The 13,073-nt window shown below is 63.9% G+C and carries 9 protein-coding genes; 8 read left to right on the forward strand and 1 reads right to left on the reverse strand.

The genetic code is table 11. The annotated features are described in order from the left end of the window. Positions 1-48: 48 nt before the first annotated feature. From ACF8R3_RS18275 to metR, 6 genes are all read left to right on the forward strand, one after another. On the forward strand, positions 49-795 hold the full coding sequence (locus ACF8R3_RS18275; protein ID WP_058605186.1) for an amino acid ABC transporter permease: 747 nt from the start codon (positions 49-51) through the stop codon (positions 793-795). Beyond that, positions 796-1,467 carry an amino acid ABC transporter permease gene (locus tag ACF8R3_RS18280; protein WP_023535230.1) on the forward strand — a complete coding sequence of 224 codons (672 nt, stop codon included), beginning with the start codon at positions 796-798 and terminating at the stop codon, positions 1,465-1,467. Then, positions 1,464-2,198: an amino acid ABC transporter ATP-binding protein gene (locus ACF8R3_RS18285; protein ID WP_058605188.1), complete on the forward strand. Its 735-nt coding sequence runs from the start codon at positions 1,464-1,466 to the stop codon at positions 2,196-2,198. Before ACF8R3_RS18280 ends, ACF8R3_RS18285 begins: the two co-directional genes overlap by 4 nt. Before the next feature lie 73 nt (positions 2,199-2,271). Next, positions 2,272-4,176: an ATP-binding protein gene (locus ACF8R3_RS18290; protein ID WP_058639300.1), complete on the forward strand. Its 1,905-nt coding sequence runs from the start codon at positions 2,272-2,274 to the stop codon at positions 4,174-4,176. After that, positions 4,173-5,501, forward strand: coding sequence for a sigma-54-dependent transcriptional regulator (locus ACF8R3_RS18295; protein WP_392515984.1), 1,329 nt, complete (start codon positions 4,173-4,175; stop codon positions 5,499-5,501). The genes ACF8R3_RS18290 and ACF8R3_RS18295 overlap by 4 nt, the downstream gene beginning before the upstream one ends. Before the next feature lie 117 nt (positions 5,502-5,618). After that, complete coding sequence (gene metR, locus ACF8R3_RS18300; protein WP_023535218.1) at positions 5,619-6,536, forward strand: transcriptional regulator MetR; 918 nt, start codon at positions 5,619-5,621, stop codon at positions 6,534-6,536. Here the strand turns inward: metR and ACF8R3_RS18305 are convergent. Next, positions 6,520-6,933: an NUDIX domain-containing protein gene (locus ACF8R3_RS18305; protein ID WP_196185211.1), complete on the reverse strand. Its 414-nt coding sequence runs from the start codon at positions 6,931-6,933 to the stop codon at positions 6,520-6,522. The genes metR and ACF8R3_RS18305 overlap by 17 nt on opposite strands. A 132-nt stretch (positions 6,934-7,065) precedes the next feature. Between ACF8R3_RS18305 and ACF8R3_RS18310 the strand changes: the two genes are divergently transcribed. Next, on the forward strand, positions 7,066-11,394 hold the full coding sequence (locus ACF8R3_RS18310; protein ID WP_392515985.1) for a DNA glycosylase AlkZ-like family protein: 4,329 nt from the start codon (positions 7,066-7,068) through the stop codon (positions 11,392-11,394). A 29-nt stretch (positions 11,395-11,423) separates the two neighbouring features. Then, entirely contained in the window at positions 11,424-13,043 is a 1,620-nt protein-coding gene (locus ACF8R3_RS18315; RefSeq protein ID WP_392515986.1) for an FMN-binding glutamate synthase family protein, read from the forward strand. Positions 13,044-13,073 lie beyond the last annotated feature (30 nt).

Consider the following 13,073-nt stretch of genomic DNA (forward strand, 5'->3'; position numbering starts at 1 on the left):
CGGAAGCTGGAAGGTGCCCGTGAAACAATCGTCTGAGGGGAAATCCCGATGAATTACAACTGGGACTGGGGCGTATTCTTCAAGTCCACTGGCGTGGGCAGCGAAACCTATCTGGACTGGTACATCACCGGCCTGGGGTGGACCATCGCCATCGCCATTTCCGCCTGGATCATCGCCTTGCTGCTGGGATCGATCCTGGGCGTGATGCGTACCGTGCCTAACCGGCTCGTTTCCGGTATCGCCACCGCTTACGTCGAGCTGTTCCGCAACGTGCCTTTGCTGGTGCAGCTGTTCATCTGGTACTTCCTGGTGCCGGACCTGCTGCCAGAGGGGCTGCAGGAATGGTTCAAGCAGGACTTGAACCCGACCACGTCGGCCTTGATCAGTGTGGTCGTGTGCCTGGGCCTGTTCACCGCCGCACGGGTGTGCGAGCAGGTTCGCACCGGCATCCAGGCCCTGCCACGTGGCCAGGAATCGGCAGCGCGGGCGATGGGCTTCAGCCTGTCGCAGATCTACACCAATGTGCTGCTACCACAGGCTTTCCGCATCATCATCCCGCCACTCACCTCCGAATTCTTGAACGTGTTCAAGAACTCCTCGGTGGCTTCGTTGATCGGCCTGATGGAACTGCTGGCGCAAACCAAGCAGACCGCCGAGTTCTCGGCCAACCTGTTTGAAGCGTTCACCTTGGCCACGTTGATCTACTTCACCCTCAACATGGGCCTGATGCTGCTCATGCGCGTCGTCGAAAAGAAAGTGGCGGTACCTGGCCTGATCTCTGTAGGGGGCAAGTAAATGGACCTGGATTTCAGCGAAATCATCCCCGCCCTGCCCGCCCTTTGGGATGGCATGGCCATGACCCTGCAACTGATGGTGATGGGCGTCATCGGCGGCATCGTGCTGGGCACCCTGCTGGCGCTGATGCGCCTGTCGTCGAATAAACTGCTGTCCAGGTTGGCCGGCGCCTACGTCAACTATTTCCGCTCGATCCCCTTGTTGCTGGTGATCACCTGGTTCTACCTGGCGGTGCCGTTCGTGCTGCGCTGGATCACCGGGCAGGACACGCCGGTGGGGGCCTTCACCTCCTGCGTGGTCGCCTTCATGATGTTCGAGGCGGCCTATTTCTGCGAAATCGTGCGTGCCGGTGTGCAATCGATCTCCAAGGGCCAGATGGGCGCGGCCCAGGCATTGGGCATGACTTATGGCCAGACCATGCGCCTGATCATCCTGCCCCAGGCCTTCCGCAAGATGACGCCCTTGCTGCTGCAGCAAAGCATCATCCTGTTCCAGGACACGTCCCTGGTCTACACGGTAGGCCTGGTCGACTTCCTCAACTCGGCACGCTCCAACGGCGACATCATCGGGCGCTCCCATGAGTTCCTGATCTTCGCCGGCGTCGTGTACTTCATTATCAGCTTCTCCGCTTCGTGGCTGGTCAAGCGCCTGCAAAAAAGGATCACCGTATGATTTCCATCAAGAACGTCAACAAGTGGTACGGGGACTTCCAGGTGCTGACCGACTGCAGCACCGAGGTCAAGAAAGGTGAGGTGGTGGTGGTGTGCGGGCCTTCGGGGTCGGGCAAGTCCACCCTGATCAAATGCGTGAACGCGCTGGAGCCTTTCCAGAAAGGTGACATCGTGGTCGACGGCACTTCGATCGCCGATTCCAAGACCAACCTGCCCAAACTGCGCTCGCGCGTGGGCATGGTCTTCCAGCATTTCGAGCTGTTCCCCCACCTGACCATCACCGAAAACCTGACCATTGCCCAGCGCAAGGTATTGGGCCGCAGTGAAGCCGAAGCCACCAAGAAGGGCCTGGCCCTGCTCGACCGCGTCGGCTTGAGTGCCCATGCCAAAAAGCACCCCGGGCAGTTGTCCGGCGGCCAGCAGCAACGGGTCGCCATCGCGCGGGCATTGTCCATGGACCCGATCGTCATGCTGTTCGACGAGCCCACGTCGGCCCTGGACCCGGAGATGGTCAACGAAGTGCTGGACGTGATGGTCGAGCTTGCCCACGAAGGCATGACCATGATGTGCGTGACCCACGAAATGGGCTTTGCCCGCAAAGTGGCCAACCGCGTGATTTTCATGGACAAGGGGCACATCATCGAGGATTGCCAGAAGGAAGACTTCTTCGGCAACCCCGAAGGCCGTCACGAACGCACCCAGCACTTCCTGAGCAAGATCCTTCAGCACTGATCCTGCCTCATCGAGCCGCTCGGCCCCGCCGCCCTTCCGGGCAGCGGGCGCTGGCCGTGACGAGGTCACTGTGATGAAATGCGACCCCTCGCTCCTGTTACCTGCCAAGCCTGCCGTGAAAGCCCGCCTTGTCCGCCAACTGCTGTTACCTCCGCTGATCATCTTGCTGATGATCGGGCTGGGCATGGCCGGGTTCCTGATCAGCGAGAGCAACGGCATACGCGTGCTCAGTGAAAATGGCGAGCGCCAGTTGGAATTGCATGCGCGTACGGTCGAGAGCGAAATCAGCAAGTACACCTACCTTCCCAGCCTGCTGGAACTCGAAGACAGCGTGTCGCACCTGCTGACAGACCCTGATGGTGGCTCACGGCAAACCGTCAACGAATACCTCGAAGGCCTCAACCGGCGCAGCCGCAGCCGCGCGATCTTCGTGCTCGATACCCAAGGGCGGGTGCAGGCCACCAGCAACTGGCGCGATACCGACTCGTTCCTGGGCGAGGACCTGTCGTTTCGCGCGTATTTCCAGACCGCCGTGCGTGGCGAACCCGGGCGCTTCTACGGCATCGGCAGCACCACGGGCGAAGCTGGCTACTACTTGGCCCACGGGCTTGAGGAGCACGGCAAAATCATCGGCGTTGCCGTGATCAAGGTGCGTCTCGATACCCTGGAGGAACGTTGGCAGCGGGCCCGCCTGGAAGCGTTCGTCAGCGACGAGAACGGGATCATCATTCTTTCCAGCGATCCGGCTCGACGCCTCAAATCGGTGCGTCCACTGACCCCGCAAACCAAGGAGCGCCTGGCGCGCAGCCTGCAATACTACTGGTGGCCGCTCAATGAGCTGCAACCGCTGGGGCGCGAGACCCTGGCCGACGGGGTAGAAAAGCTGACCTTCCCGGCCAACAGCGAAACGGCCCAGGGCAACCCCGATGAGGTGGCCTACCTGGCCCAGACACGTCGTCTGGTCGATACACCCTGGCACTTTACGCTGCTCACGCCGCTTCAGGATCTGCGTCGCGAATCCATGGTGCAGGGCATCCTGGTCGGTGTGGCGTTTGCCTTGCTGACCATTCTGGGCATCGCCTGGAACGAGCGACGCAAAGTCATCGCTACCCGCCTGGCAGCCCGCGAGGCGCTGGAGCAAGCCAATAGCCAGCTCGAGCGCCGCATCGCCGAGCGTACGGCCGACCTGCGGGCCAGCAACGAACGGCTCAAGGGGCAGATACGCGAGCGCCGTCATGCCGAGCAGACCCTACGCCAGGCGCAAGACGAACTGGTTCAGGCTGGCAAGCTGGCAGCCATCGGACAGATGTCCACCAGTATCGCCCACGAACTCAATCAACCCTTGGCGGCGCTGCGTACCTTGTCGGGCAACACCGTTCGGTTCATCGAACGCGGCGCACTGGAGACCGCCAGTACCAATCTGCGTACCATCAATGGCCTGGTCGACCGCATGGGCCGCATCACCGCCAGCCTGCGTTCATTCGCCCGACGCAGTGACGACAGCGGCCAGGCCGCGGTGGCCAAGGCGGTCGAAGCCAGCCTGCAGGTGCTGGCAGAACGGATCAACAGCAGCCACCTGCAGGTGCACCGCCATTACCAGGACCTGCAGTTGGCCATCGACCAGACCCGGCTGGAGCAGATCCTGGTCAACCTCATCGGCAACGCCCTGGATGCCATGGCTGTCCAGCCCCAACCGGCCTTGTGGCTCGAAGGCGAACTGCAGGGGGATAAATACCGCTTGCAGGTGCGCGACAACGGCCATGGCATCGATCCAGAGGCACGCAAGCATCTTTTCGAACCGTTCTTCACCACCAAGCCGGGCGACAATGGCCTTGGCCTGGGCCTGACCCTCTCGGCTAGCCTTGCTGCGGCCGCCAAGGGCAGCCTCAGTGTCGAGCACCCTGCCAGCGGCGGTACAGCTTTCGTGCTGATCCTGCCCTTGGCCTCCACCCCCAGCGAATCGGCAGACTCTCCATGACCCAAGCGCCCCTTACCGTTCTGATCGTCGAAGACGACCCCCATGTCCTTCTTGGGTGCCAGCAGGCACTGGCGCTGGAGGACATCGGTTGCGAAGGCGTAGGCAGTGCCGAACAGGCGCTCGAGCGCATTGGCGATGACTTTGCCGGCATCGTGGTCAGCGACATTCGCTTGCCGGGTATCGACGGCCTGGAACTGCTCAACCGTCTCAAGGCGCGCGACCGCAGCCTGCCGGTGGTATTGATCACCGGGCACGGTGATATCGACATGGCCGTCGGCGCCATGCGCAACGGCGCGTATGACTTCATGGAAAAGCCCTTCTCTCCCGAGCGGCTGGTCGATGTGGTGCGCCGTGCGCTCGAGCAACGCGGCCTGTCCCGTGAAGTCTCGGCGCTGCGCCGCCAGCTTGCCGGGCAGAGCAGCCTGGAGGGGCGCATCATCGGTCGTTCGCCCGCCATGCAGCACCTACGCGAACTGATCGCCAACGTGGCCGATACCTCCGCCAATGTGCTGATCGAGGGTGAGACAGGCACCGGCAAGGAACTGGTGGCCCGCTGCCTGCATGACTTCAGCCGTCGCCAGGTCCAGCCCTTCGTGGCATTGAATTGCGGTGGCCTGCCCGAGAACCTGTTCGAAAGCGAGATATTTGGCCATGAAGCCAACGCCTTCACCGGTGCTGGCAAACGGCGTATCGGCAAGATCGAGCACGCCAACGGCGGCACGCTGTTTCTCGATGAAGTGGAAAGCATGCCGATCAACCTTCAGATCAAACTGTTGCGGGTGCTCCAGGAGCGCACCCTGGAACGGCTCGGCTCGAACCAGAGCATTCCAGTGGATTGCCGGCTCATCGCGGCGACCAAGGCCGACCTCGACAGCCTGGGTCAGAGCGGGCAGTTTCGCAGCGACCTGTATTACCGCCTGAACGTGGTGACCCTCGAACTGCCCCCACTGCGCGAACGCCGCGAAGACATCCTGCAGCTGTTCGAACACTTCCTGCAGCAATCGGCGCTGCGGTTCGACCGGGAGACACCCACCCTGGACAGCCAGACGCTGTCACGGCTGATGGCCCATGACTGGCCAGGCAACGTGCGCGAACTGCGCAATGTGGCCGAACGCTATGCACTAGGGCTGCCCGCGTTCAAGAAAGGCCCCACGGGCACCAGCAGCCAAGGGCTGGGCTTTGCCGAGGCCGTGGAGGCCTTCGAGCGCAACCTGCTCAGTGACGCCTTGCAGCGCACCGGGGGCAACCTGAGCCAGGCCAGCCAGGAATTGGGCATGGCAAAGACCACGTTGTTCGACAAGGTCAAGAAATACGGGCTAGGTTGATGGACCGAGGCGCTGCAATGCGCCAGTCAACAGGCAAGGCACAGTCGACAGCGGCGGTAACATGAGGGAAACTCAACTCCAAGATGTTTACCCTCAGCCCTACCCTCGGAGTTAGCTGTGCTGGAGATCCGCCACCTGAAAACCCTTCATGCCCTGCGTGAAGCAGACAGCCTGGTCGAAGCGGCCGAGCGGCTGCACCTGACCCAGTCGGCCTTGTCCCACCAGTTCAAGGAACTGGAAGAGCGCCTGGGCCTGACGTTGTTCGTGCGCAAGAGCAAGCCCATTCGCTTCACCAGCGCAGGGCTGCGCCTGCTGCAACTGGCCGACGCCACGCTCCCCTTGCTGCGTGGCGCCGAGCGGGATATCGCCAGACTGGCCGGCGGCACTGCCGGTCGCTTGCACATGGCCATCGAATGCCACAGTTGCTTCCAGTGGCTGATGCCCACCATCGATCAGTTCCGTGATGCCTGGCCTGAAGTGGAACTGGACCTGGCCTCAGGCTTTGCGTTCGCGCCCCTGCCCGCCTTGGCCCGTGGTGACCTGGACCTGGTGGTGACCTCCGATCCCCTGGACCTGGCCGGCATTACCTACGTTCCCCTGTTCACCTACGAAGCCATGCTGGCGGTGGCCAACCAGCATCCGTTGGCCAGCAAACCCTACATGGTGCCCCAGGACCTGGCGGACCAGACCCTGATCACCTATCCGGTGGAGCGTGACCGTCTGGACATCTTCACCCGCTTCCTGGAGCCAGCCGACATCGAGCCTGCGGCCGTACGCACCTCGGAGCTTACGGTCATGATGATGCAGTTGGTGGCCAGCGGCCGAGGCGTGTGCGGCATGCCCCATTGGGCCTTGCACGAATACAGCTCGCGCGGTTACGTCAAGGGCAAGCGCCTGGGCGAAAAAGGCCTGTTCGCGACACTCTACGCAGCCGTGCGCACCGACATGCTAGATGCACCCTATATGCGCGATTTTCTGCTGACGGCCAAAGACACTTCGTTCGCCACCCTCGACGGGGTCAGCGCGGTGCGCTGAGCAACTGGCGGTACAGCGGCAGGATCAGGTCACGGGTCAGGGGCGCCAGGGGCATTTCTGGCGTCTGGTCAGCGGCCAACCAAGTGATCTCGTCGATTTCAGCCGCCGGCATTACCGATGCCGCGCAGTCCACCCGGAACAACTCGGCCTGCACCTCGAACCCTGGCTCATTGGCTGCCGGAGCGCTGAACTGACCAAGGCGCACGGCCTTGGCGGGGTCGATCTGCAGGCCCAGTTCCTCGTGCAGCTCACGGGCCAACGCTTGAACCGGGGTTTCTCCGGCATCGATCTTGCCGCCCGGCTGCATGAATGCCTGAGTGCCGCGCTTGCGCACCAGCAGCGTGCGACCTTGCGAGTCCAGCAATAAGGCGGCGGCAATGCGGATGGTATTGGCCATGGGTGATCTCCCTGAAAATGGGCGGCGAGCATCCCATGCCTCCCCAGCCGTGACAAGGCCACTGCCAGGTTTGGACGTGGGCAGACGAATGGCCACTTGCCAACCCGGCCGGGACCCTTCATAACCTTCCCAATGACGCTTCCTGCCGCCAACCATCCCGTATTCGAGCTGTTCCATCCAGGCGTTGCGGCCTGGTTCTCAGGCCGTTATCCGTCGGTGACCGATGCCCAGGCTCAGGCCTGGCCGCTCATCCAGGCCGGTCAGTCCGTGCTGCTGGCAGCGCCGACCGGCTCAGGCAAGACGCTCAGTGCGTTTCTGGCGGTGCTCGACCGGCTGTTTCGCCAAGGGCTGGAGCAGGGCGGCACATTGCCCGCCCACACGCAGGTCGTCTACGTATCGCCTTTGAAAGCCCTGTCCAACGACATCCGCTTGAACCTGCAAATACCGCTGGAGGGCATCCAGCGCACACTCCAGGCGCAAGGGCACGCAGCCCCCACCATCACCACGGCGGTGCGCACTGGTGATACGCCCCAGAAAGAACGCATCGCCATGCGCAAACAGGCACCGCATATTCTGGTCACGACCCCTGAGTCCCTGTACGTGCTGATGGGTTCGGCCTCTGGGCGTGAAGGCCTGCGTACGGTGCACACCGTCATCGTCGATGAGATCCATGCCCTGGCCGGCAACAAGCGCGGTTGCCACCTGGCGCTGACCCTCGAACGCCTGCAAGCGTTGTGCGACCGTCCGCTGCGACGCATCGGCCTGTCTGCTACCCAGCGTCCGGTCGAGCGGGTGGCGCAGTTTCTGGTGGGCAGCGGGCGCGCCTGTGCCATCGTCGATGTAGGGCACGCCCGCCAGCGTGACCTGGCCATCGAAATCCCGCCGGTGCCACTGGGGGCGGTGCTCGACCAGGATGCCTGGGGGCTGGTGTACGATCGTCTGGCCGAACTGGCCCGTGCGCATCGCACCACCTTGGTGTTCGTCAACACCCGGCGGCTGGCCGAGCGCATCACCCGTCACTTGAGCGATCGGTTGGGCGCGGCTGCGGTGGCCGCTCACCACGGCAGCCTTTCCAAGGAAAGGCGCCTGAGCGCCGAGCAGCGCCTGAAGGCGGGCGAGCTGCAGGTGCTGGTGGCCACGGCCTCGCTGGAACTTGGCATCGACATCGGCGACATCGACCTGGTGTGCCAGATCGCCTCACCCGGCTCGATCGCAGCGTTCCTGCAGCGCGTGGGGCGTGCAGGACATCAGGTGGACGGGGTGCCCAAAGGACGCCTGTTCGCGACATCGCGAGACGACTTGATCGAGTGCGTGGCGCTGCTCGATTGCGTGCGCCGCGGCGAGTTGGATGAAGTGCAGGTACCGAAGGCCCCGCTGGATGTGCTGGCCCAGCAGATCGTCGCCGAGGCCAGCAACCAGCCCTGGCACGAGCGAGCGCTGTTCGACTGCCTGCGCCAGGCCATGCCGTTCGAAACGTTGGCGTACGAAGATTACCACGCCTTGCTTGGCATGCTTGCCGAAGGCTACAACGGCCGCCAGGGCGTGCGCGGCGCCTACCTGCACCGTGATGCCGTCAGCGCCATGGTGCGAGGGCGCCGTGGCAGCCAACTCACCGCCTTGACCAGTGGCGGGACGATTCCCGACAACGCCGACTACGCCGTCGTGCTCGAACCTCAGGCGCTGAACATCGGCAGCGTCAACGAAGACTTTGCCGTGGAGAGCATTGCTGGCGACATCTTCCAGCTAGGCAACGCGTCTTATCGCATCCTGCGCGTGGAGGCCGGGCGGGTCCGGGTCGAAGACGCCCACGGCCAGCCCCCCACGATTCCGTTCTGGCTGGGCGAAGCCCCTGGCCGCAGCCGCGAGCTCAGCGCCGCCGTGGCCAGGCTGCAAGGGCAGATCGATGAGCGCCTGCAACACGCCGATGGCTCGCTGGCGCATGTGCTGGCCTGGCTGCAAGCCACATTCGAACTGGACGCCAGCTGTGCCGAGCAGTTGCTGGACTACCTGGCCCGCACCCAGCAGGTATTGAGCGCCCTGCCCTCCCAGGACACCCTGGTGATGGAGCGTTTCTTCGACGAGTCAGGCGGCACGCAGCTGATCATCCATTCGCCGTTCGGTAGCCGCATCAACCGCGCCTGGGGTTTGGCCCTGCGCAAGCGGTTCTGCCGTACCTTCAATGTCGAGCTGCAAGCGGCAGCCAGTGAAGATGCCATCGTGCTGTCGCTGTCTACCAGCCACAGCTTTGCCCTCGACGAGGTGTGGCGCTACCTCGACAGCCGCAGCGCCGAGCAGGTGCTGATCCAGGCTGTGCTCGATGCCCCGCTGTTCGGTGTCCGCTGGCGCTGGAACGCGGGTGTGGCCATGGCCTTGCCGCGCTTTGCCGGTGGTCGCAAGGTTGCACCGCAGATCCAGCGCATGAAGAGCGAAGACCTGATCGCCTCGGTGTTTCCCGATCAGATCGCCTGCCTTGAAAATCTGTCCGGCGAACGGCACGTACCGGACCACCCGCTGGTTCGTCAGACCCTCGACGATTGCCTGCACGACGCCATGGATTGCGACGGTTGGCTGGCGTTGCTGCGGCGCATGGAAAGCGGTGCCGTGCGCCTGCTGGCGCGCGACCTGCCGGCGCCCTCGCCGCTGGCGTCAGCCATTCTCAACGCCAGGCCCTACACCTTTCTGGATGACGCCCCGCTCGAAGAGCGCCGTACCCAGGCGGTGCTCAATCGCCGCTGGGCGGATGTGCAGTCAGGTGATGAGCTGGGTGCGCTGGATGCGGACGCCATTGCGGCAGTGGCAGCCGAGGCCTGGCCGCAGCCGGTCAACGCAGATGAAATGCATGAAGCGCTCATGAGCCTGGGCGCCATCAGCCAGCCCGAAGCTCAGGCAGGCGCACGCTGGCGTACGCTGCTTGATCAGCTTGCCAAGCGGGGCCGAGCCGTCTACCTGCCCGAGCAGAAGTTGTGGCTGGCCCGTGAGCGCCTGACGCTGTTGAAAGCCGTCTACCCCGATTGCCGCCTGGCGCCCGTGGTCGAGCCACTGCCAGGCTTCGATCAGCCAGTGGACCATGACCTGGCGCTGCCCGAACTGCTGCGTGCCCGGCTCAGCGGTCATGGGCCTGCCACCGTTGCCCAGCTTGCGACGCCGCTGGGCAAGTCCATCGCTGATGTGGAGCAGGCATTGGCCCGGCTCGAGGCCCAAGGCCATGTGCTCAGGGGGCATTTCAGCCCAGATGCAATTGACACTCAATGGTGCGAACGCCACCTGCTGGCGCGTATCCACCGCTATACCGTCAAACGTCTGCGCCGGGAGATCGAGCCGGTCAGCCTGCAGGACTTCATGCGTTTCCTGTTCCACTGGCAACACCTTGATCCGGGGCAACGGTTGCAAGGGCCGCAGGCGCTGCCTGTTGTGCTGGCCCAACTGCAGGGGTTTCCAAGTGCGGCCGGGGCGTGGGAAGCCGAAGTGCTGCCTGCACGCGTGCGCGATTACAGCCCCAGCTGGCTCGACGAGGCCTGCCGCAGCGGGCAGTTCGCCTGGAGCCGGTTGGCAAGTACCGTGTCAGCCAGCACGGTGGCCAGCACGCCCGTGGTGTTGCTGCCTCGCGAACACCTGCAGCTGTGGCGAAGCCTGGCCCCACCCCCGTGCCTCGACACCTTGGGACCACGTGCCCAGCGGGTGCATGACGCCCTGAAAACCCGGGGTGCACTGTTTTTCGACGAGCTGGCCCAAGAGGCCCGTCTGCTCCCCGCCGAACTGGAAACGGCCTTGCAGGCGCTGGTTGGCGCTGGCCTGGCCAATGCCGACAGCTTCACCGGGCTGCGTAGCCTGATCGCGCCGGCCGCCCGGCGCACCGCGCGTCGGCCGCGCTTCGGTCACCTGCCCTTGTCCAACAGCATGGCTTATGCAGGGCGCTGGGCCCTGCTGCCGCGCAGCGAAGCCGCGCCGGATCAGGATCAGCACATCGAAAGCATCGCTCGCCTGCTGCTGCAGCGCTACGGGGTGATGTGCTGGCGCCTGCTGGCGCGTGAGAGCGATGTGCTGCCGCCCTGGCGTGACCTGCTGCGCTGCTACCAGCGCCTGGAGGCGCGTGGGGAAATACGGGGTGGGCGCTTCATTGCCGGGTTGTCCGGCGAGCAGTTCGCCTTGCCCGAGGCCGTGGCCATGCTGCGCCAGGTTCGCCGGCAAGCGGCGGACGGCACGTTGGTGCTGGTCAGTGCCAGCGATCCGCTGAACTTGATCGGCACGTTGCTGCCGGGGGCCAAGGTACCGGCCACCAGCGGCAACCGCCTGCTCTACCGCGACGGCGTACCGGTGGCTGCGCGGGTGGGCAAGCGCTACGTCTATCTGGTCGAAGCTTGCGCAGCGCAGCAAACGCAGTGGCGACAGCTGCTGCTGCGCGACACGGCCTTTGCAGCGACGGACAAGTTGGCTATGGTCGGGGCTCACCTCAGGCCGTGAGCCTGACCGAGCCATCGCAAGGACCCTGTATGAGCCTGTCACTTCTCAGCCGTTATGCGGTGTTCGCCGTCTGCATCGTGTTTACCCTGGCCACCCTGCCATTGATTCATCACCACTGGCTTTGGCCGTTCACCCTGACAACAGGCTTGCTCAGCCTGATAGGCCTGTTCGACCTGTTGCAAAAACGCCACGCCGTGCGTCGCAACTACCCGATCCTGGGCAATATTCGCTACCTGGTGGAAACCATTCGCCCGGAAATCCGCCAGTATCTGCTCGAAGCAGACAGCGACGCCCTGCCCTTCTCCCGTGCCCAGCGCTCGCTGGTCTATTCCCGGGCCAAGAACCAGGTCTCGGACAAGCCGTTCGGCACCCTGATCGACGTCTACGCGTCGGGCTTCGAGTTCATCGGTCACTCCATGCGCCCGGCGCCTCTGGCTGACCCGGCGAGCTTTCGCATCACCATCGGCGGCCCGCAGTGCAGCCAGCCGTACTCAGCCTCGATCTTCAACATCTCCGCCATGAGTTTTGGCTCGCTCAGCGCCAACGCCATTCGCGCGTTGAACCAAGGCGCGAAGCTGGGCAACTTTCACCACGACACCGGTGAGGGCAGCATCAGCCCCTACCATCGCGAGCACGGCGGCGACCTGGTATGGGAACTGGGCAGCGGGTATTTCGGGTGCCGTACCTCGGACGGTCGTTTCGATCCGCAGGCATTTGCCGCGCAGGCGCGCAGCCCGCAGGTGCGCATGATCGAGGTCAAGATGAGCCAGGGCGCAAAGCCTGGGCATGGCGGCATTCTGCCCAAGCACAAGGTTACCCAGGAAATTGCCGAAACCCGCGGCGTGCTGCTGGGCGAAGACTGCGTCTCGCCGTCGCGGCACAGCGCGTTTTCAACACCCATCGAAATGATGCAGTTCATCGCCCAACTGCGTGAGCTGTCGGGCGGCAAACCGGTGGGGTTCAAGCTCTGCCTGGGTCACCCGTGGGAATTCATGGGCATTGCCAAAGCCATGCTGGAAACCGGCATCCTGCCCGACTTCATCGTGATCGATGGCAAGGAAGGCGGCACCGGGGCCGCCCCCGTGGAGTTCACCGACCATATCGGTGTGCCGCTGCGCGAAGGCCTGTTGTTCGTGCACAACACCTTGGTGGGCTTGAACCTTCGCGACAAGATCAAGCTCGGTGCCAGCGGCAAGATCGTCAGCGCCTTCGACATTGCCAGCGTCCTGGCCATCGGTGCGGACTGGGCCAATGCTGCGCGGGGGTTCATGTTCGCCATCGGCTGCATCCAGTCCCAGAGTTGCCACACCAACAAGTGCCCCACCGGCGTGGCCACGCAGGATCCGCTGCGCCAGCGTGCCCTGGTGGTGCCGGACAAAGCCGAACGGGTGCTCAACTTCCATCGCAACACCCTGCGTGCCTTGGCCGAAATGCTGGCTGCTGCCGGGCTGGAACACCCGTCGCAGCTCGAAGCCAAGCACTTGGTACGCCGCATTTCAGCCACCGAGATCAAGCTGTTCTCGCAAATGCATGTGTTCCTAAAGCCCGGCGAGCTACTGACCGGCGAGGTCGATGGGCAATTCTATTCGCGTATGTGGCAACTGGCCCGGGCGGACAGCTTCGAGCCCAACAGCGAGGTAGCCGCCTGAATGCTTGAGCGCGGCCAAGCCGCGCACCCG

It is taken from the genome of Pseudomonas sp. FYR_7 (genome assembly GCF_043106155.1).
GTDB classification, from domain to species: Bacteria; Pseudomonadota; Gammaproteobacteria; order Pseudomonadales; family Pseudomonadaceae; genus Aquipseudomonas; species Aquipseudomonas parafulva_B.

Bases quoted from the DNA above. Each gene is read 5' to 3' on its own strand.
- ACF8R3_RS18310 (WP_392515985.1), top strand. From the start codon at position 7,066: ATGACGCTTCCTGCCGCCAACCATCCCGTATTCGAGCTGTTCCATCCA.
- ACF8R3_RS18285 (WP_058605188.1), top strand. From the start codon at position 1,464: ATGATTTCCATCAAGAACGTCAACAAGTGGTACGGGGACTTCCAGGTG.
- ACF8R3_RS18295 (WP_392515984.1), top strand. From the start codon at position 4,173: ATGACCCAAGCGCCCCTTACCGTTCTGATCGTCGAAGACGACCCCCAT.
- ACF8R3_RS18290 (WP_058639300.1), top strand. From the start codon at position 2,272: ATGAAATGCGACCCCTCGCTCCTGTTACCTGCCAAGCCTGCCGTGAAA.
- ACF8R3_RS18280 (WP_023535230.1), top strand. From the start codon at position 796: ATGGACCTGGATTTCAGCGAAATCATCCCCGCCCTGCCCGCCCTTTGG.
- ACF8R3_RS18315 (WP_392515986.1), top strand. From the start codon at position 11,424: ATGAGCCTGTCACTTCTCAGCCGTTATGCGGTGTTCGCCGTCTGCATC.
- ACF8R3_RS18305 (WP_196185211.1), bottom strand. From the start codon at position 6,933: ATGGCCAATACCATCCGCATTGCCGCCGCCTTATTGCTGGACTCGCAA.
- ACF8R3_RS18275 (WP_058605186.1), top strand. From the start codon at position 49: ATGAATTACAACTGGGACTGGGGCGTATTCTTCAAGTCCACTGGCGTG.